Here is a 19128-nt window from a genome sequence, read left to right on the forward strand (position 1 = left end):
AGGGGGAACGACCATGTCCGCACATCACACCGGGATTCCGTCCGCGGCGGCCGAGCCGATCGCCGTCATCGGCATGGCCTGCCGACTGCCGGGGGCGGCCGGCGTCGCGCAGCTGTGGGAACTGCTGTGCCGGGGCGCTGAGGCACCGGGACCGCACATCGAGGGCCTCGACGGCCGGACGCCGGGCACGGACCCGCCCGGCACCGCCGCCACCGGCGGTACCGACCCGCAACAGCACCTGCTCCTGCACACGGCTCGTGAAGCGCTGGCCGACGCGGGCACCGATCCGGCCGCCCTGGCCGGCACCCGCACCGCCGTCTTCGCCGGCCAGAGCCAGGCCGACCACTGGGAACGACTGCGCGAGACCCGCGCCGAACGCCGGCTCGATCCGCTCACCGCCCTCACCGACGGCGGCCAGCAGCGCTCCGTCCTCGCCGGCCGGCTGTCGTACGCCCTCGGACTGCACGGCCCGAGCGTCACCCTCGACACCGGCCAGGCGTCCTCGCTCGCCGCCGTCCATCTCGCCTGCACCAGCCTGCGGGCCGGCGAGTCCACGCTGGCGCTGGCCGGCGGCGTCAACGCCATCCTCTCCCCGGTCGCCGGGGACCTCTTCGACCGGGCGGGGGTGCTCGCCGCCGACCGCCGCTGCAAGTTCGCGGACGCGTCGGCCGACGGTTTCGTCCGCGCGGACGGAGCGGGCGTGGTGGTGCTCAAGCCGCTGCGTACCGCGCTCGCCGACGGCGACCGGGTACGCGCCGTCCTGCTCGGCAGCGCCATCAGCCACGACGGCGCCACCAAGAAACGGCTCACCGACCCGTCAGTCACCGGTCAGCGGCTGGCGATGCGCTGGGCGTACGAGGCGGCCGGCGTCCCGCCGGGCAGCGTCGGGTACGTCGAGGCGCACGGCACCGGAACCGGCATCGACCGGGTGGAGCTGGCCGCGCTCAATGAGGAGCTGGCACCCGGGCGACCCCCGGGGCATCCGCTGCTGGTGGGCTCCGTGAAAACCAACATCGGGCACTGCGAGGCCGCCGCCGGAGTGGCCGGCCTGATCAAGACGGTGCTGTGCCTGGAGCACCGCACCGTGCCACCGAGCCTGCATTTCAGCACCCCCTCGCCGTACGTGGACTGGGACCGGCTGCCGATCACGGTGCCCACCGCCACCCGGCCACTGCCCACCGTGCCCACCGGTACCGGGGCCGGCCCCGACTCCGCTCCCGCGCCGGCAGCCGTCAACGGCCAGAGCATCTCCGGAGTCAACGTCCATCTGGTTCTGCGCGCGGCACCCGCCGCCGACCCGGACACCGGACCACCACCACCGTCCCGCACCTCGGCCGCGCCGGCCACCTGACCGGCGCCCCGCCGCCACGCGCCCCCGCCGCCGCGTCCCCAGCGCGCGGCCGCCCCCTCACGCCCGCACGCACGCGCCGGCCCGCGCGCCGCCGCATCCCCACGTGCCGTGCGCGGACGCCGCACCTCGCGCGCCCCACGCTCCACACCTCCCCACGCCACTCACGGGCGCCGTCGTGTCGCGCGACGCCCCGACCGTCGACGTCCGTGCTTCCCGTCGACCCATCCGACTGTCCGATGCGCTCCAGGGAGATCCCGATGCCCACCCGCACCCGGCACACCACACCCGATCCCGACCTCGGCAACCCCATACGGGTGGCCACCATCCGCGACCTCGACCCGTTATCGGCCGACCGGGCCTGCTTCGCGCTGCGCCGGCAGAATGAGGCCGCCGATGTCCCGGCCCTCACCGCCGCTCTGCGCGCCCTGCTGCCCGCTCCCGGGACGGTCGCCACGTACTCGTTGGAGGAGTCCGTCGCCGCGATGCGCGACCTGGGCATGTTCCTGGGCTCCATCAAGCGGCACGGGCCCGAACCGCTGGACCTGGTGCCCGAAGCGCTGCCCGTCCTGCGTGAACTCGGCAGCCGCACCGACATGGTGCCCCGCGACACGGTGCACCACTACTGCACCTGGAACCCGGTGGGCGCCCGGCAGCGCATGTACACCGGGGACGTCCAGGAGGCCTACCTCCAGGAGTCGGTGCGGATGGTCTTCCCGCACCTGCGCGACGGCCTCGAACTCGCCGCCACCCTCGGCGACACCGACCTGGCCGACCCCAAGTTCGTGCTGCTGACCGACGAACTCACCCAGCACACCGAGACGATGGTCACCGCCATCGACATGGTGGTCGCCAACGTCGGCCCCGAGTTCTTCGCCCGTGTGCTGCGGCCCTACTTCGAGGAGATCGACGTCGGCGACCGGGTGCTCCTCGGCCCGGCCGCGGCACAGGTCCCGCTGTGGCTGATCGACCTCGCCATCTGGGCCGCCGACCACAGCGACCCCGGCTACCAGGAGTTCCTGAGCGACTCCATCCCCTACAGCCTGCGCCGCTGGCGCGACCTGTACGACCGCTGGGTCCGTACGCCGTCTGTGGTGGGCCGGCTGGTGGAGGCGTTCGGCGACGACCCGGCCGCGGCGGAGCGGCGCTCCCCCGCGCTGCGCGCGAGTACCGAGGCGCTGGCCCGCCTGCTGCGCGTGCTGGTGGTCTTCCGGGGCCGGCACCTGGGCATCGCGCGCAAGGCGTACGACGCCGACCTGCGGCTGTACCCGGTCGGCAGCGGCGGGGCCAGTGTCGATCTGCTGCGGCAGATCATCGACCTGACCCGGGCCGCCGCACGGCTGGCGCGGCCGTCGTCCGGTCCGGCGCCCCACGAGCGGCGGAGGGCGGCGGGATGAGTGTGCTCATCGCGGGGGCCGGCATCGGCGGACTCGCCACGGCGCTCAGCCTGCACGCGGTCGGTGTCGGCGGGGTACGGCTGCTGGAGGCCGTGCCCGAGATCCGGCCGCTCGGTGTCGGCCTCAACATCCTGCCCAACGCGGTCCGGGAACTGGACGGACTCGGCCTGCTGGAGCGGCTGTCGGCCGTGTCCGTGCCCACCGGCTCGCTCGGCTACTACAACCGGCACGGCCAGTTGATCTGGCACGAGCCGCGCGGCCGTGCGGCCGGCTACCACTGGCCACAACTGTCCATCCACCGCGGTGCGCTCCAGTCGGTGCTGGCCCGGGCGGTGTGCGAACGGCTCGGTCCGGAGGCGATTGTCACCGGGGCGCGGGTGGAGCGCTTCGAGGAACTGCCGGTCGGCGGACGGGTACGGGTGCACGCCGGCGGCCGGGTTTACGAGGCGGACGCGCTGATCGGCGCGGACGGCATCCGGTCCGCCGTACGGGCCGCCTTGGTCCCCGGGGAGGGGCCGCCGCCCTGGAACGGGCTGATCGTATGGCGCGGTACGACCTGGGCTCCGCCCTTCCTCGACGGACATACCATGATCATCGCTGGGGACGACCGGCGCCGGGCGGTGATCTACCCGATGTCCGAACCCACCACCGGCGGTTCGGTGCTGATGAACTGGGCGGTGGCCAGGGCGGCGCGGCCCGGAGAGGAGTTCGCGCCGGCCGACTGGAACCGGGCGGTGCCACCGCGGGAGTTCCTGGCCGACTTCGCCGACCTGGCCTTCGACTGGCTGGACGTCCCCGCGCTGATCCGCACCGCCGACGAGGCGTACGTCTACCCGATGGTGGACCGCGATCCGCTGCCCCGCTGGACGCACGGCCCCGTCACCCTGCTCGGGGACGCCGCGCACGCCATGTACCCGATGGGGTCCAACGGCGCCACTCAGTCCATCGTCGACGCCCGGGCCCTGGCCCGGCACCTGGCCGCGGCTGGCGGGGTGCGGGAGGCGCTGGCCGGCTATGAGCGGGAACGGCTGCCCGCCGTCACCCGCGTGCAGCACAGCACCCGGCGCCGTGGCCCGGAGGTCGTCATCGATCTGGCGCACCAGCGCGCGCCCGGCGGCTTCCGGTCCGTGCGGGATATCTTCCCGGGCACCGAACTACGCGACATCTCGGAGGAGTTCGCCCGGACGGGCGGCTTCGACCCGGCCACGGTCAACGAAGGAGCGTCCCGGTGAGAATCGACGTCTGGTCCGACGTGTCCTGTCCCTGGTGCTACATCAGCAAACGGACCTTCGAACGCGCCCTCGCCTCCTTCGGGCACCCCGGCACCGAAGTGATGGCGCACCCCTACCAGATCGACGGCGAGCGCCCGGCCGAGCCGATGCCGATGCTGGCGTGGCTCGGCGGCAAGTACGGGCAGGAGCGCGCCCGGGCCATGAGCGAGGAGGTCACGGCGGCCGGACGCGGCCACGGCATCACCTTCCGCAACGAGCAGGGCTTCGCCGCCAACACGCTGTCCGCCCACCGGCTGCTGTGGTGGACGGCACGCGAGCACGGCCACGGGGTGCGGAGCCAACTGGAGGAACTGATCTTCGCCGCCTACTTCACGGACGCCGCCGACATCTCCGATCCGGCGGTGCTGGTCGACCGCGCGGCGGCGGCCGGCGTGGACGGGCCTGCCGCACGGGAGTTCCTGCGCTCGGGGGACGGGACCGAAGAGGTCAGACGGGCGGTGCGTTCGGCCCGGGATCGCGGGATCGACACCGTTCCCGTCTACCGGTTCAGCGGCGGTGAACGGTTCGAGGGTGCTCAGACCGACCCGCGGGTCTTCCGAGCGGCGCTGAGCCGGGAGAGCGAGGCGAGCACGACATGAGCGTGCTGGCGGACATCATCACCGGGGTCCGTGAGGATCTAGAACGGCGTAGGGCCGCCGTCCCCGAGAGCGCGCTGCGTGAGCGCGCCGCGGCGTACGGGGGCGGCCCGGCCGCTGTCGCCGGGACAGCGGAGCGGCTGCGACGGCCCGGCGCCGGCGGCGGGCCGCGGGTGATCGCGGAGGTGAAACGGGCCAGCCCGTCCAAGGGCTCGTTGGCGCCCATCGCCGACCCGGCCGCGCTCGCCGCCTCGTACGCGGCGGGTGGCGCCGCGGCGATCAGCGTGCTGACCGAGGGCCGCAGGTTCGGCGGCTCGCTGGCGGATCTCGCGGCGGTACGGGAGAGGGTGCCGGTGCCCGTCCTGCGCAAGGACTTCGTCGTCGATCCGTACCAGGTGTGGGAGGCGCGGGCGCACGGCGCGGACCTGGTGCTGCTGATCGTGGCGGCGCTGGACCAGCCGCTCCTGACCGGGCTGAGCGCGCTGGCCAGGGAGGTGGGACTGTGCCCGCTGTTGGAGGTGCACGACGAGGAGGAGGCCGGCCGGGCGCTGGCCGCCGGTGCCGGGGTGATCGGCGTGAACGCCCGGGATCTGCGCACCCTGGAGGTGGACCCGGGGGTGTTCGGCCGGGTAGCGCCGCTGATCCCGGACACGGTCGTGCGGATCGCCGAGTCCGGCGTCCGCGGTCCGGCGGACGCCGCCCGGTACGCGGCCGAGGGCGCGGACGCGGTGCTGGTCGGTGAGGCGCTGGTCCGGGGCGCGGACCCGGCGGCGGCGGTCGCGGCGCTGACGGCGTCCGTACCGGCCCGGTGACCGCCTCCGGCGCCCGGTTCCGCCTGCGGTGGTCGGGGCGCGCGCCCGCCCCGACCATGGCGTGCGCGCGGCCGGTTCCGGCGCCCGCCGCCCGGGGCGAGCCCCCACGCGCCCCGGTGGGAACGGCGTCGTGCGGCGAGCGGCCCGGGGGTGGGGCCGCCGCCCGGCTCAGCCGGTCCGCGCGGCCTCCGCGTGCTTCGCGCAAGCGTCCCTCCAGCGGGACAGGACGGCCTGTGCCGCGCCCGAGTCCAGCGAGGCCGTCGCCTGGGCGTATCCGGCGGCCAGCCGTTCGGTCACCGTGCCGTCCACCGGCGCGAGGGCTGCGAGGCCGGCCGCCGCGTTCAGCAGCACCGCGTCCCGTACCGCACGCGCCACCGGCTCGCCGCCCAGCAACGCACGTGCCACCGCCGCGTTGTACCCCGGGTTCCCGCCGCGCAGCGCGTCCTGCGGCGCGCGCGGGACGCCCAGTTCCGCCGGGTCGAACCGCTCGCGGCGCACATCGGCACCCTGTACCGACCAGATCGTGGAGGTGGTGGTCACCGTGATCTCGTCCATGCCGTCGTCGCCCCGGAAGACCAGCGCCGACACTCCCTGCCCGGCCAGCGCCCCGGCCAGCGTCCCGGCCGCCGCCGCGTCGGCGACGCCCAGGGCCAGCGCGGCCGGCGCGGCGGGGTTCGCCAGCGGGCCCAGCAGGTTGAAGACCGTGCGTACCCCCAGTTCGCGCCGGGTGGCCGCCGCGTGCCGCATCGCGGGGTGGAACAGTGGCGCGAACGCGAAGGTGATGCCGGCCTCGTCGGCGATCTCCGCGACCGCCTCCGGAGGAAGCCGCAGTTCCACACCCAGTTTCTCCAGCACATCGGCGGAGCCGCACCGGGAGGACGCCGACCGGTTGCCGTGCTTCACGACCCGTGCCCCGGACCCGGCCGCGACGATCGCGGCCATGGTGGAGACGTTGACGCTGTCGGAGCCGTCCCCGCCCGTCCCCACGATGTCCAGCACCGGCCCCGGTACCGGCAATGGCAGCGCGTGCGCGCGCATCGCCCGTGAGAGGCCGGCGATCTCGTCCGGCGTCTCGCCCTTGGCGCGCAGCGCCACCAGCAGCGCGGCCAGCCTGGCGGGCCCCGCTTCCCCCGCCATCACCCGGCCCATGGCCCATTCCGTGTCGGCCGCCGCCAGATCGCGGCCGGACAGCAGGGAATTCAGCATCAATGGCCAGCGATCCTGCTCCGGTTCGGTCACGGGATTCTCCTCAGCCGGGATGGTGCGGCAAAAGCCGGGGGCGAAATGAACGCGCCGTCCATCGTGATCGGGAATGCGACGCCGCACCAGACCGATTCCGCACCGCCGATACATACCAGTGAGGGAGAACATTGCCGTGCCTCTGCACATGGCCATCCCGGTATCCCGGAATTCCGGGGCATCGCTCACCGCCCAGATCCAGGCATTCATCCGGCAGGAAATCGAGGCGGGAACGCTCCAGCCCGCCACCCGGCTTCCCTCCAGCCGCCGGCTCGCCGAGGACCTCGGCGTCTCGCGCAGCGTCGTGGTCGAGGCGTACGCGCAACTGGTGGCCGAGGGCTACCTGGACACCGCTCGTGGCGCCAGCACCCGCGTAGTGCGGCACCTGCCGCGCGAGCGGGTGCTCTCGCCGCTGCTGGACGGCGGTCATGTCCCGGTGGCCCGCTGGGATCTGCGTACCGGCGGCCACAGCAGCGCCGTCTTCCCGCGCACCGAGTGGCTGGCCGCGTACCAGCGGGCCCTGGCGACCCCGGGAGCTGGCGACCGGGGCGACGGCTACCCGCCGCTGGCGGGCGAGACGGCGCTGCGGGTCGAACTCGCCCGGTATCTGGGCCGCGCGCACGGCGTCCGCACGGCCCCCGAACGGATCATGATCACCAGTGGGTTCGCGCAGGCCCTCGGTCTGCTCGGCGCCGACCTGCTGGAGCGGGGCATCTCCCGGCTCGCCGTGGAGGACCCGGGCCATCCGGGGCTGCGGCACTTCATCCACGCCTCGGGGCTGAGCCCCTGCCCGGTGCCGGTGGATGACGAGGGCATCGACGTGGAGCGGCTGGTGGCCTCCGGGGCGCGCGCCGTACTGGTCACCCCCGCCCACCAGTTCCCCACCGGTGTCACCCTCAGCCCGGCCCGCCGTGAGGCGCTGGTCCGCTGGGCGCTGGAGCGGGACGGCTGGATCATCGAGGACGATTACGACGGCGGCCTCTGGTACGACCCGGGCGCCGCCCGCCCACTGGCCCTGCAACGCCTGGCCCCCGAGCGGGTGATCTACGCGGGCACGGTCAGCAAGACGCTCAGCCCCAGTCTGCGACTGGGCTGGCTCGCCGCTCCCGGACCGGTGCTCGGCCAGCTGCTGCGGCAGCGTGCCCGGCTGGATCTGGGGAGCGAGTCGCTCAGCCAGCGGGCGTTCGCGGAACTGTTGGGCGGTGGCCTGTTCGACCGTCATCTGCGGCGGCTGAACAAGCTGAACGCGGTCCGCCGCGCCGCCCTGGACGCGGCCGTCCGCCGGCATCTGCCCGGCGCCCGGGTGCTGGGCCCGGCGGCCGGACTGCACGCGTACGTCCGGCTGCCGCGCCGTACGGACGAGGTGGCGCTGGTGGCCGGTGCGCTGCGCCGTTCGGTGCTGGTGCGGGGCGGCGCGGCGTATCACACCCGGCCGCGCCGGGACACCCCCGCGCTGGTGCTCGGCCATGCCCGGCTGCCCAGGACGGGGGTGGCGGAGGCGATCAGGGAGCTGGCCTCCTAGGGCCTGGCACCGGTAGCCGCACCCGCCTCCGTACCGGCACGGACCAGGAAGTTCTCCAGCAGTTGCAAGCCGCCGGTGGTCATCACACTCTCCGGGTGGAACTGCACGCCCTCCACCCGCAGCGAGCGGTGTCGCAGGCCCATCACATAGCCGTGGTCGACGTCGACGGCGGTGGTCAGCAGCGGCTCGGGCAGCGGCTCGGCCACGATGAGGGAGTGATAGCGCGTGGCCTCCAGGGTGTTGCCGAGGCCAGTGAACACCCCGTCTCCGTCGTGCCGCACCGAACTGGTGCGGCCGTGCATGACCTGGTCGGCAACCTCGACCCGGCCGCCGAACGCCAGGGCGATCGCCTGGTGCCCCAAGCACACCCCGAGCACCGGCACCCGGCCGGCGAACCGGCGTACCAGCTCCACGTGCCCGGACGCGGCCGGATGTCCCGGCCCCGGTCCCAGGACGACGGCGTCCGCGCCGAGCGCGGCCAGCTCGTCCGGGGTCCTGGTCCGCGAGCGCACGACCTCCGTCTCCGCCCCCAGGGTGCGCAGGTACTGGTCGATGATGTGCACGAAACTGTCGTAGGCGTCGACAAGCAGCACCCTGGGTGCCCGGGCCGTCGTGGTGGTCACAGCAACTCCTCACCGGTGAGCGCCCAGTAGGCCGCCCCCATCTTCGCCAGGGTCTCCTGCCACTCGGCCGCCGGATCCGATTGCGCGACCATCCCGGCGGACGTCTGGGTGGAGTACGCGGCGCCGTCGTACTCCACCGTGCGGATGCACAGCGCGAGTTCGCTCCACGCACCGCGTGCGTCCAGCAGTCCGACAGCACCCGCGTACGCGCCCCGCGCCTCCCGCTCCAGGCCGTCGATGATCTCCATCGCCCGGATCTTGGGGGCCCCGGTCATGGTCCCGGCCGGAAAAGTGGCCCGTACCGCGTCCCACACCCCGGTGCCCGGCGCGAGCCGTCCGGTGACCGTGGACACCAGGTGGAAGACGTGGGAGAACGTCTCCACCTTCATCAGCCCGTCCACCGGGCGGGTGCTCGGGATCGCGACCCGGCCCAGGTCGTTGCGGCACAGGTCCACCAGCATCACGTGTTCGGCCTGCTCCTTGGTGCTGGCCCGCAACTCCTTGACACGGCGCTGGTTCTCTGCGTCGTCCGGCCCGCGCGGGGTGGTGCCCGCGATGGGTCGCATGGTGATCACCGCGTCCTCGATCCGCACGTGCAACTCGGGGCTGGCGCCGATCAGCAGCCCGCCGGCGCGCGGCACCAGATACATGTACGGGGACGGGTTACGGGCCCGCAGCCGCCGGTACACGTCGGGCGGTGTCAGCTCGGTCTCCACATCCACCCGGTGGCCGATCTGGATCTGGTAGATGTCGCCGACCCGGATGTGTTCCAGACAGCGGCCGGCCCACTCCAGGAAGGTGTCACGGCTGACGCTGTCCCGTACGGCCCGCGGGCGCGGGGCCTCGGGCAGACCGCCCTCGTACCGGCGGGGGAGCGCAGGCGGCGGTGGTGCGGCGGGGAAGTCCGCGCTCTCGGCGCGCAGATGCTGCGGTTCGCCGCCGGAGCCGGTGCCATACCACACGGTGTCGCGGAAGAGCGCGAGCGTGAGGTCGGGGCCCCGGGGAGGTTTGGTGCGGGGCGGGAGGTCCTCCATCAGCCAGGACGACTCGTAGGCGAGGGTGGTGAGGAAACCGAACGCGTACCGGTCGGACGGGAGGGCGGTGTCCACCGCGAACAGCCGCCGGACGTCCTCCAGCAGGTCCCACAGGGGACCGGGGGCGGCGAACCGCGGCCGGTGGGCCTCGCCGGTCATGCCGTGCCGCCGGGTGAGCGCGGCCAGGGCGTCGCGGAGTACCGGTATCCCGCTGATCTCCAGCCGGCCGCCGCCCCCGTCGCCGCCGTACACGCGGAGTTCCGCCAGCCGTCCGTAGCCGACGACAGCGGAGTGCCGCGCTCCGTCGCTCTCCAGCTGCTCCAGCAGAAACACGTCATCGGCGGGCTGCGTCGCGCGTAATCCGGTCCACAGGTCGAGGGGTTCGTGCGGAGGAAGCCCGGATGCCGTCACCCGTACCTGTATCGGTTCACTTCCCGGCAATGGCATGACTGAACTCCTCGTGAATTCCAGGTCCTTTCACTATCGGCAAGCGAAACACCGGCGGTTGCCGGGGACCAGACCAGTCCGGCGTTTTTCATGCGGTCCATTCCCCGAATGATTGACCTGCCCGCCGCCCATCCCGTGAGGTGGTGCCACCAGAAGGCAAGGAAGGGGAAGAGCCGTGAACGCACAGCAGCCCGACTGGCCGGACCCGGACCTCCTGCGGGCGGTGACGGGACGTCTCGGCGCGGCGCCGCCGCTGGTCTTCGCCGAGGAGTGCGACCGGCTGCGGGACCGGCTCGCGGCGGTCGCCCGGGGCGAGGGTCTGCTGCTACAGGGCGGGGACTGTGCCGAAACCTTCTCCGAGGTGACGGCGGACGCCGTACGGGGCAAGCTGCGCACGCTCTTGCAGATGGCGGTGGTCCTCAGCCACGCCAGTGGCCTGCCGGTGGTCAAAGTGGGATGGATGGCCGGGCAGTTCGCCAAGCCGAGGTCGAGCCCGGTGGAGCGGCGCGGCGCGCTGACCCTGCCCTCGTACCGGGGGGACGCGGTCAACGGGCGGGAGTTCACCGCACGGGCCAGGCGCCCCGACCCGCGCCGCATGGAGCGGATGTACGAGGCGTCGGTGGCCACGCTCAACCTGGTGCGGGCCCATGTGCGGGGCGGTTTCGCCGATCTGCGGCAGGTGCAGGAGTGGAACGAGGAGTTCGTGGCCGGTTCACCGCTGGCCGAACGCTACGCCCGCACCGCCGGGGAGGTGTCCCGGGCGCTGGCCTTCCTGCGGGCGAGCGGTGTCGACCGGAGCAGGCTGCGTATGGCGGAGTTCTTCGTCAGCCACGAGGGGCTGTTGCTCGACTACGAGCGGGCGCTGACCCGGGTGGACGAGCGGACCGGCCGCGCGTACGCGACCAGCGGCCACCTGCTGTGGGTGGGGGAGCGGACCCGGCAGCCGGACGGCGCGCACATCGACTTCCTGAGCCGTGTGCACAATCCGGTCGCCGTAAAACTGGGGCCGGGCACCGAGCCGGACACGGTGCTGCGCTATGTCGACCGGCTCGACCCGGCCCGTACCCCGGGGCGGCTCACCTTCGTGGTGCGGGCGGGCGCGGAGCGGGTGCGGGACGTGCTGCCGGTGCTGGTGGAGAAGGCGCGGGCGGAGGGCGCGCGGGTTGGCTGGGTGTGCGACCCGATGCACGGCAACACGGTGACCGCGCCCTCCGGGCACAAGACGCGCGACTTCTCGGCGATCTGGGCGGAGGTACGCGGCTTCGTGGAGGTGCACCGGGCACTGGGCAGCCATCCGGGCGGCATCCATGTGGAGCTGACCGGCGAGGATGTGACGGAGTGCACGGGCGGCGGGACGCCGGTCCGCGCGGCGGACCTGCCGCTGCGGTACACGACGGCGTGTGACCCGCGGCTCAACCACGCGCAGTCCCTGGATCTGGCCTTCCACCTGGCCGAGGTGTACACGGCGCCGCTCCGTGGGTTCGCAGGGGAACCACCGTGCCCGGCCGCCGCGGCGGCCGACTGACCAGAGGCCGGCGCCGGCCGCGTTCACCTCTTTCGCACCACGGCGACGTAGCAGGCGAGCGAGAGCGCCAGCCGGAGCATGACGTCCAGCCAGCCGGCCCACCCGCCGCCGAGCGCCGCGACGGCGACGCCGGACAGCGCCCCGGCCGCCGCCAGCGCCGTGCCGTAGGCGCGGACGGGGTGGTGGCGGTGGACGAGGGTGCCCAGCAGGGCGGCCGGCAGCTGGACGACGACGTGGGCCAGGGCGCCGGTCAGCAGCATGGCGAGGACGAGCAGCGCCGGCGGCTCCACCGTGCCGTACAGCGCCGCGCTCGACGGGGTCGGGACGAGGAACAGCCCCAGCAGCACGAAGCCGCTGACGTGCATCGCCAGGAGATGGACACCGGTCCGCAGGCTCAGCCGGGGGAGGGCGCGGGTGAGGGCCTCTTCGATGCGTACTTCTCTGGGTACGTCCATGAGCCGACAGGCTACGGGCCCCTGGCCGCGGCCGGACCCCGCGGGGCCGTCAGCCCAGCCGCGAGCGGTGCTTCACCGTCGCTTTCTCCGTCTTGCCGTGCGTCTTCGCCGCCACCTCGCGCGCCTTGTGCTCCGCCTCGCGCACCCGCTCCGGCGTCACCGCGTGCTTTCCGTGACCGCTTGCTTCCCTCTCGTGTTGTGCCCGGTGCTTCGACATGCTCACCGTCTCCTCGTATATGTCCCCTTTGTCCATCCTCTCTCGCCCGGGCCCGGATAGCATCCCCGCATGGGAAACGGCCAGTGGTTCCCGGCCGAGTGGGCGGGGCGGGTACGGGAGTTCGTGCGCGGCGAGATCACCCCGGTGGTGCCCCGGCGGGCCGCCACCGTGCTGCTCACCCGGGAGGGGCCGGACGGCGGGCGGCAGGTCTTCCTGCTGCGCCGGCGGCTGTCGATGGGCTTCGCGGCCGGCGCGTACGCGTACCCCGGGGGCGGGGTCGATCCGCGCGACGCCGCCGCCGGTGCCCTGGCCTGGGCCGGTCCCGGCCGCGAGCAGTGGGCGCGACGGCTCGGGGTGCCACCCGCCGACGCGCAGGCGATCGTGTGCGCCGCCGTCCGCGAGACCTTCGAGGAGACCGGCGTCCTGCTGGCCGGGCCGGACGCCGCCACCGTGGCCGCCGACACCACCGGCGCCGGCTGGGAGGCCGACCGGGCCGCGCTCGCCGCCCGCGAGCTGTCCCTGGCCGCCCTGCTCGCCCGCCGCTCGCTGCTGCTGCGCAGCGACCTGCTCACCGCGCGCGCCCGCTGGATCACCCCGGAGTTCGAGCCGCGCCGGTACGACACCTGGTTCTTCAGCGCCGCGCTGCCGCCCGGGCAGCGCACTCGCAACGCCTCCACCGAGGCCGATCGCACCGTCTGGATGGCGCCCGCCGAGGCCCTGGCCGGATACGAGCGCGGCGAGATGATCATGATGCCGCCGACCGTCGCCACCCTGCGGCAGCTGGCCACCGGCGCGGAGCCCGGCCCGCTCGACCCGGTGCTCGTCCGGGTGCGGACCACCGGCGAGCGGATTGTGCTCAGCTGGCCCGGGCATGAGGAATTCGAAAGGACGGTGGAACGATGAGTGAGGCCTCCGCGCTGCCCGGCGCGCCCCGGATCGGCTCCCCGGCCGGCCCCGCCACCGAGCGGGCCACCTGCGTGCTGGCGCCCAACCCCTCGGCGATGACCCTGGACGGCACCAACACCTGGGTCCTCGCCGAGCCCGGCTCCGACCTCGCCGTCGTCCTCGACCCGGGCCCGGACGACGAGACGCATCTGCGGCACGTCGCCGACACCGTCGAACGGTCCGGCCGCCGCGTCGCGTACACCCTGCTCAGCCACGGGCACCAGGACCACTGCGGCGGCGCCGCCCGGTTCGCGGAGCTGACCGGCGCCCCGGTGCGCGCGCTCGACCCCCGGCTGCGGCTCGGCGAGGAAGGGCTCGCGGACGGCGACGTCCTCACCGCCGGCGGCCTCGAACTGCGGGTGGTCGGCACCCCGGGCCACACCACCGACTCGCTGTGCTTCCTGCTGCCCGCCGACAACGCGCTGCTCACCGGCGACACGGTGCTCGGCCGGGGCACCACGATCATCGCCCACCCCGACGGCCGGCTCGGCGAGTACCTCGCCTCCCTGCGCACCCTGCGCCGCCTCACCGAGGAGGAGGGCGTACGCACCGTGCTGCCCGGCCACGGCCCGGTGCTGCGCGACGCCCTGGGGGTCATCGACTACTACCTGGTGCACCGCGCCAAGCGGCTGGCCGAGGTGGAGAGCGCCGTCGAGGACGGGTACCGCACCGCGCCCGAGATCGTGGCGCACGTCTACGCGGACGTGGACCGCGCGGTGTGGCCGGCCGCCGAGCTGTCGGTTCTCGCCCAGCTCGACCACCTGCGCGCGCACGGCCTGATCCCGGACGGCGAGGACGCCCCGTAAGGGCGCGGTGGCGGAAACGACGGCACGCCGGTACGCCCGTGGGCGTACCGGCGTGCCCGGGAAGAACGGGGGCCGGGTGCTCAGCGCGAGCGGCGCGCCAGCCGCTCGATGTCCAGCAGGATCACCGCACGGGCCTCCAGCCGCAGCCAGCCGCGGGCGGCGAAGTCGGCCAGCGCCTTGTTGACGGTCTCCCGGGAGGCGCCCACCAGCTGGGCCAGCTCCTCCTGGGTGAGGTCGTGCACCACGTGGATGCCCTCGTCCGACTGCACACCGAAGCGGCGCGACAGGTCGAGCAGCGCCTTGGCGACCCGGCCGGGGACGTCGGAGAAGACGAGGTCGGACATGTTGTCGTTGGTGCGCCGCAGCCGGCGGGCCACCGCGCGCAGCAGCGCCGCCGCGACCTCGGGCCGGGCGTTCAGCCAGGGCTGGAGGTCGCCGTGGCCCAGGCCGAGCAGCCGGACCTCGGTCAGGGCGGTGGCGGTGGCGGTGCGCGGGCCCGGGTCGAAGAGGGAGAGCTCACCGATCAGCTCGCCGGCGCCCAGGACGGCGAGCATGTTCTCCCGGCCGTCGGGCGAGGTGCGGTGCAGTTTGACCTTGCCCTCGGTGACGACGTACAAGCGGTCGCCCGGATCGCCCTCGTGGAAGAGGGTCTCACCGCGAGCCAGGGTGACCTCGGTCATGGAGCCGCGCAGCTCAGCGGCCTGCTCGTCATCGAGCGCCGCGAAGAGCGGGGCGCGCCGCAGAACGTCGTCCACGAGTTCTCTCTCCTTGTCGGCCAGGCCGTGAAGGGTCATGCACCCCTCATCATGCCGGACACCACAGCAGTGCTATCAGTCACAAGTTTGACTTACCGGGAAAGCCCGGACAGCGCCAGGGGCTGATTCGGGTGACGGATGAGGTGAGTGCCCCACGATTGTCGGCGGGGCCGTTTACGCTGGCCGAGTGGCCAACGGCCCTGTGAACGTACGGGGCTGGGCCGCCCGGAGAGACCAGGAAGAGAGGCCGGGAGGGTGAACGCGACCGGGAATTCCGCTGATGGCGAACGCGGAGCGGGCGGGCCGGCGAAACCGGTACGAAAGCCCACGCGCGCCCGTCCGGGTGCCGCGGGGGAGAGCCGTACCGCTCTGGTGCGCCGGGCGCGCAAGATCAACCGCGAGCTGGGCGAGGTGTACTACTACGCGCATCCGGAGCTCGACTTCGAGAACCCGTTCGAGCTGCTGGTGGCCACGGTGCTGTCCGCCCAGACCACCGACCTGCGGGTGAACCAGACCACCCCCCGGCTGTTCGCCGCCTACCCCACCCCGGCCGCCATGGCCGCCGCCGACCCGGCGCGGGTGGAGGAGCTGATCCGCCCCACCGGCTTCTTCCGCAACAAGACGAAGTCGCTGATAGGGCTCTCCACGGCGCTGCGCGACCGCTTCGACGGCGAGGTGCCGGGCCGTCTGGAGGACCTGGTGTCGCTGCCCGGCGTGGGCCGCAAGACCGCCCATGTGGTGCTCGGCAACGCCTTCGGCAAGCCCGGGATAACGGTGGACACCCACTTCCAGCGGCTGGTGCGGCGCTGGAAGTGGACCGAGCAGACCGATCCGGACAAGATCGAGGCCGAGGTGGGGGAGCTCTTCCCGAAGAAGGACTGGACGATGCTCTCGCACCGCGTCATCTTCCACGGCCGCCGCATCTGCCACAGCCGCAAGCCCGCCTGCGGGGCCTGCCCCATCGCGCACCTGTGTCCGTCCTACGGGGAGGGAGAGACCGATCCGGAGAAGGCGAAGAAGCTGCTGAAGTACGAGATGGGCGGCTACCCCGGGCAGCGGCTGAAGCCGCCGGCCGACTACCCGGGCCCGCCCGCCCCGGCGGCCGGAGACCCGGCCGGCTGAGGGCGGCGGCCGGACGGCGGCCCCGTCCGCCCCGTACCCCGGTACGGGGCGGGTTCCGGTCCGGTGGCCGACCCGGACGCCGCGCGCCCGACCGGCGGCCCCGGGCCGCCGCCGGGCACCCCACGCCCGCGCGGACCGCCCGTACCGCAACGCCCGGACCGTCCGTACCGCATCGCCCGTACCGCAACGCCCGGCCCGCACCACCCGCTCCGCCCGCCGCCTGCGAAGGGACCAGCCCATGACCCCGCGTGACGCCCGCCGCGCCGAGCCACCGCCGGTGCGGGTGAGCGCCGAGGGGCTGCCCGGCTGGCTCCAGCCGGTGGCAGACGCCGCCACCACCGTCCGGGCCGGGCAGCTCAGCCGCTTCCTGCCGCCGCCGCACGGCGGCCGGCCCGCCGCCGTCCTGGTGCTGTTCGGCGCCGGGCCGCACGGCCCCGAGCTGCTGCTGCTGGAGCGGGCCACCAGCCTGCGCGCGCACGCCGGCCAGCCGTCGTTCCCCGGTGGCGCGCTCGACCCGGAGGACGGCGACCCGGCCGGGCAGGGCCCGCTGCGGGCCGCCCTGCGCGAGGCCGAGGAGGAGACCGGACTCGACCCGGCCGGGGTGCGGGTCTTCGGCGTCCTGCCCCGGCTGTACATCCCGGTCAGCGACTTCACCGTCACCCCGGTCCTCGGCTGGTGGCACACCCCCAGCCCGGTGGCACCGGTGGACCAGGCCGAGACCGCCCGGGTGTTCACGGTGCCCGTGGCCGAACTGGCCGACCCCGCCCGGCGCGCCAGCGCCGTCCACCCCAGCGGCTACCGCGGCGCCTGCTTCCAGGTCGCCGGCACCCTGGTGTGGGGGTTCACCGCCGGGGTCATCGACCGTATTCTGCACTTCGCCGGCTGGGAGCTGCCCTGGAACGAGGAACGGGAGATACCTCTCGACGCCGGGGCATGAACTGCCCATACATGAGAGCGTGTCGGGCATGAATACGCTCGACGTGCTGCTGCTGCTGGCCGCCGTGTGGTTCGCGGTCGTGGGCTACCGGCAGGGCTTCGTCGTGGGGATACTGTCCGTCGCGGGCTTCCTCGGCGGCGGGCTCATCGCCCTCTACGCCCTCCCCAGGATCTGGAGCAGGATCAGCGACGGCGCCGAACCCGGCCCGATAGGCGTGATCGTGGCGGTCGTCGTCGTGATCGTGTGCGCCTGCTCCGGCCAGGCCCTCACCACCCACTACGGCAACCGGCTGCGCCGGCACATCACCTGGTCCCCGGCCCGGGCGCTGGACGCCACCGGCGGCGCGCTGGTCAACGTGCTGGCCATGCTGGTGGTCGCCTGGCTGATCGGTTCGGCCCTCGCCATCACCACCCTGCCCACCCTGGGCCGCGAGGTGCGGTCCTCCCGGGTCCTGCTGGGCGTCGAGCGGGTGATGCCGCTGGACGCGAGCAGCTGGATGAATGACTTTTCGGCCATTCTCGCCCAGCACGGCCTGCCGCAGGTCTTCTCGCCGTTCGCCACCGAGCCGATCACCGAGGTCGATCCGCCCGACCCGGCGCTGGCCGGCAGCCCGGTGGTCGAGCAGGCCGCCGCCTCCATCGTCCGGGTCTCGGGCACCGCCCCCAGCTGCGGCAAGGTGCTGGAGGGCAGCGGCTTCGTCTTCGCCGAGGACAAGGTGATGACCAACGCCCATGTGGTGGGGGGCGTCGGCGAGCCCACCGTGCAGATCCGCGGCGAGGGCAGGCTGTACGACGGCCGGGTCGTGCTCTACGACTGGGAGAGCGACGTCGCGATCCTGGACGTGCCGGGGCTCGACGCGCCCCCGCTGGAGTTCAGCGACCGCGACGCGCTCACCGGTGACGACGCCATCGTGGCGGGCTTCCCGGAGAGCGGCCCGTTCGACGTCCGCCCGGCCCGGGTGCGCGAGCGGTTCACCGCCAACGGTCCGGACATCTACCGCCGGGGCACCGTCAACCGCGATGTCTACTCGCTGTACTCGACCGTCCGCCAGGGCAACTCCGGCGGCCCGCTGCTCACCCCGGAGGGCGAGGTGTACGGCCTGGTGTTCGCCAAGTCGCTGGATGACGACAGCACCGGGTACGCGCTGACCCTGGACGAGATCGCGGACGCCATCGAGCGCGGCAGCGGCGCGACGGCGCCCGTGGACACCCAGAACTGCGCCATGTGACCGGTGCGGCGGTGCGGCGGTGCCCGGAGGTCACTGCTGCCGGTGACGCGCGATGAGGGCGAGGACGGATTCCGGTACGGGCGTGTGCAGGTTCGCCGAACGGGCGTCGGGCTGGGGTGTGCCGTAGGTGTGAAGCAGCGGCACGACGCCGGCCCAGTAGGCGTCGAGCCCCCAGCTGTCCTGCTCGTGTTCGGGGTTGCAGATCCGATGCGTCTTGGCACAGACCTCCGTCGGCGCCGCGAGGCTGATGGCGAGCACGCCGACATCGGGGCTGCCCTTGCCGTCCGTGTTCAGCTCGCTGTCGGTCAGGGGGTGGATCTCACCCCAGCGGCCCGGAATGATCTGCTCGGTCAGTGCCTCGAACGCCTTCATCCGGTCCTCGGGCCGCACTTTCTTCGCGATGCCGTTCACGACGACGGAGCTGTAGTTGAGCGAGGTACTGATGGCGGCCCGTCCCACGACCAGCCCATTGACGGAGGTGACGGTCACGCAAACGGGTACGCCGGTCTCCGTCCACAGTCTCCTCAGCGAGGGAAGGCGCTTGGTGTCCGGCGGCCAGTAGGTGGAGCCGTGCAGATAGATGACCGGCTCCCCGGCCTCCTCGTGGTAGCCGTACACCATGGGGACGCACCGGGGTTTGACCGACGAGGTGTCCCCGGGGGTCACGACCTCGGAATAGGCGACGCTGCAGACGAAGCCCGCTTTCAGGATCGGCTTCCGCGCGTCGGCCGAACAGGTCAGATCTCCTCTCTTGTTGATCACCGTGGCGGTGAATGACGGCTGTCCACTGTCCGATTCCTGCGACATGGTTCCTCCGGTCCACCAGGGGTACGGGATAAGGCCGCGAGC

The 19128-nt window shown here is 73.5% G+C and carries 19 protein-coding genes; 12 read left to right on the forward strand and 7 right to left on the reverse strand.

All coding sequences use genetic code 11. The annotated features are described in order from the left end of the window. The first annotated feature begins 13 nt into the window (after positions 1-13). The 5 genes from BM385_RS13950 to trpC all read left to right on the forward strand — a co-directional run bounded on the left by BM385_RS13950 (position 14) and on the right by trpC (position 5424). Entirely contained in the window at positions 14-1351 is a 1338-nt protein-coding gene (locus BM385_RS13950) for a beta-ketoacyl [acyl carrier protein] synthase domain-containing protein (RefSeq protein WP_093843227.1), read from the forward strand. A gap of 257 nt (positions 1352-1608) precedes the next feature. Further along, positions 1609-2745, forward strand: a complete 1137-nt coding sequence (locus BM385_RS13955; RefSeq protein ID WP_093843228.1) for a monodechloroaminopyrrolnitrin synthase PrnB family protein — start codon at positions 1609-1611, stop codon at positions 2743-2745. Further along, the gene (locus BM385_RS13960; RefSeq protein ID WP_093843229.1) at positions 2742-3977 is read left to right on the forward strand and encodes a flavin-dependent oxidoreductase; all 1236 of its coding nucleotides are present in this window, start codon (positions 2742-2744) and stop codon (positions 3975-3977) included. The genes BM385_RS13955 and BM385_RS13960 overlap by 4 nt, the downstream gene beginning before the upstream one ends. Continuing rightward, positions 3974-4615 (forward strand): DsbA family oxidoreductase, encoded by a 642-nt coding sequence (locus BM385_RS13965; RefSeq protein WP_093843230.1) that lies wholly within the window; start codon positions 3974-3976, stop codon positions 4613-4615. Before BM385_RS13960 ends, BM385_RS13965 begins: the two co-directional genes overlap by 4 nt. Positions 4616-4617: 2 nt before the next feature. After that, positions 4618-5424 (forward strand): indole-3-glycerol phosphate synthase TrpC, encoded by an 807-nt coding sequence (trpC, locus tag BM385_RS13970; protein WP_380979493.1) that lies wholly within the window; start codon positions 4618-4620, stop codon positions 5422-5424. A gap of 168 nt (positions 5425-5592) precedes the next feature. Here the strand turns inward: trpC and trpD are convergent, their stop codons facing one another. Beyond that, positions 5593-6630 (reverse strand): anthranilate phosphoribosyltransferase, encoded by a 1038-nt coding sequence (trpD, locus tag BM385_RS13975; protein WP_217650954.1) that lies wholly within the window; start codon positions 6628-6630, stop codon positions 5593-5595. Positions 6631-6799: 169 nt separating this feature from the next. On the opposite strand from trpD, the gene pdxR reads away from it, so the two are divergent. Next, positions 6800-8185, forward strand: coding sequence for a MocR-like pyridoxine biosynthesis transcription factor PdxR (pdxR, locus tag BM385_RS13980; protein ID WP_093843233.1), 1386 nt, complete (start codon positions 6800-6802; stop codon positions 8183-8185). On the opposite strand, the gene BM385_RS13985 is transcribed toward pdxR, so the two are convergent. Both BM385_RS13985 and BM385_RS13990 read right to left on the reverse strand, forming a co-directional pair. Then, positions 8182-8808, reverse strand: a complete 627-nt coding sequence (locus BM385_RS13985) for an anthranilate synthase component II (protein WP_093843234.1) — start codon at positions 8806-8808, stop codon at positions 8182-8184. The two genes, pdxR and BM385_RS13985, sit on opposite strands and share 4 nt — an antisense overlap. After that, on the reverse strand, positions 8805-10253 hold the full coding sequence (locus BM385_RS13990; protein WP_254791553.1) for an anthranilate synthase component I family protein: 1449 nt from the start codon (positions 10251-10253) through the stop codon (positions 8805-8807). Before BM385_RS13990 ends, BM385_RS13985 begins: the two co-directional genes overlap by 4 nt. 211 nt (positions 10254-10464) lie before the next feature. Between BM385_RS13990 and BM385_RS13995 the strand changes: the two genes are divergently transcribed. Continuing rightward, positions 10465-11814, forward strand: a complete 1350-nt coding sequence (locus BM385_RS13995; RefSeq protein ID WP_093843236.1) for a class II 3-deoxy-7-phosphoheptulonate synthase — start codon at positions 10465-10467, stop codon at positions 11812-11814. Between the two features lie 23 nt (positions 11815-11837). Here the strand turns inward: BM385_RS13995 and BM385_RS14000 are convergent, their stop codons facing one another. Then, positions 11838-12269 (reverse strand): hypothetical protein, encoded by a 432-nt coding sequence (locus BM385_RS14000; RefSeq protein WP_093843237.1) that lies wholly within the window; start codon positions 12267-12269, stop codon positions 11838-11840. Between the two features lie 49 nt (positions 12270-12318). After that, on the reverse strand, positions 12319-12486 hold the full coding sequence (locus BM385_RS27150; protein WP_158687211.1) for a hypothetical protein: 168 nt from the start codon (positions 12484-12486) through the stop codon (positions 12319-12321). Positions 12487-12555: 69 nt separating this feature from the next. Between BM385_RS27150 and BM385_RS14010 the strand changes: the two genes are divergently transcribed. Then, positions 12556-13389 (forward strand): NUDIX hydrolase, encoded by an 834-nt coding sequence (locus BM385_RS14010; RefSeq protein ID WP_093843239.1) that lies wholly within the window; start codon positions 12556-12558, stop codon positions 13387-13389. Then, positions 13386-14237, forward strand: coding sequence for an MBL fold metallo-hydrolase (locus BM385_RS14015; protein WP_019434007.1), 852 nt, complete (start codon positions 13386-13388; stop codon positions 14235-14237). Before BM385_RS14010 ends, BM385_RS14015 begins: the two co-directional genes overlap by 4 nt. An 80-nt stretch (positions 14238-14317) precedes the next feature. Here the strand turns inward: BM385_RS14015 and BM385_RS14020 are convergent, their stop codons facing one another. Beyond that, positions 14318-14992, reverse strand: a complete 675-nt coding sequence (locus BM385_RS14020; protein WP_026047468.1) for a Crp/Fnr family transcriptional regulator — start codon at positions 14990-14992, stop codon at positions 14318-14320. A gap of 255 nt (positions 14993-15247) precedes the next feature. On the opposite strand from BM385_RS14020, the gene nth reads away from it, so the two are divergent. From nth to BM385_RS14035, 3 genes are all read left to right on the forward strand, one after another. After that, positions 15248-16114 (forward strand): endonuclease III, encoded by an 867-nt coding sequence (gene nth / locus BM385_RS14025; protein ID WP_093843240.1) that lies wholly within the window; start codon positions 15248-15250, stop codon positions 16112-16114. Positions 16115-16352: 238 nt separating this feature from the next. Further along, positions 16353-17051 (forward strand): NUDIX hydrolase, encoded by a 699-nt coding sequence (locus BM385_RS14030; RefSeq protein WP_093843241.1) that lies wholly within the window; start codon positions 16353-16355, stop codon positions 17049-17051. Positions 17052-17079: 28 nt separating this feature from the next. Beyond that, positions 17080-18279, forward strand: coding sequence for a MarP family serine protease (locus BM385_RS14035; RefSeq protein ID WP_019434003.1), 1200 nt, complete (start codon positions 17080-17082; stop codon positions 18277-18279). Positions 18280-18309: 30 nt separating this feature from the next. Here the strand turns inward: BM385_RS14035 and BM385_RS14040 are convergent, their stop codons facing one another. Further along, positions 18310-19086, reverse strand: a complete 777-nt coding sequence (locus tag BM385_RS14040) for a pyridoxamine 5'-phosphate oxidase family protein (protein WP_175542982.1) — start codon at positions 19084-19086, stop codon at positions 18310-18312. Positions 19087-19128 lie beyond the last annotated feature (42 nt).

The organism is Streptomyces harbinensis (assembly GCF_900116145.1).
Taxonomy (GTDB): domain Bacteria; phylum Actinomycetota; class Actinomycetes; order Streptomycetales; family Streptomycetaceae; genus Streptomyces; species Streptomyces carpaticus.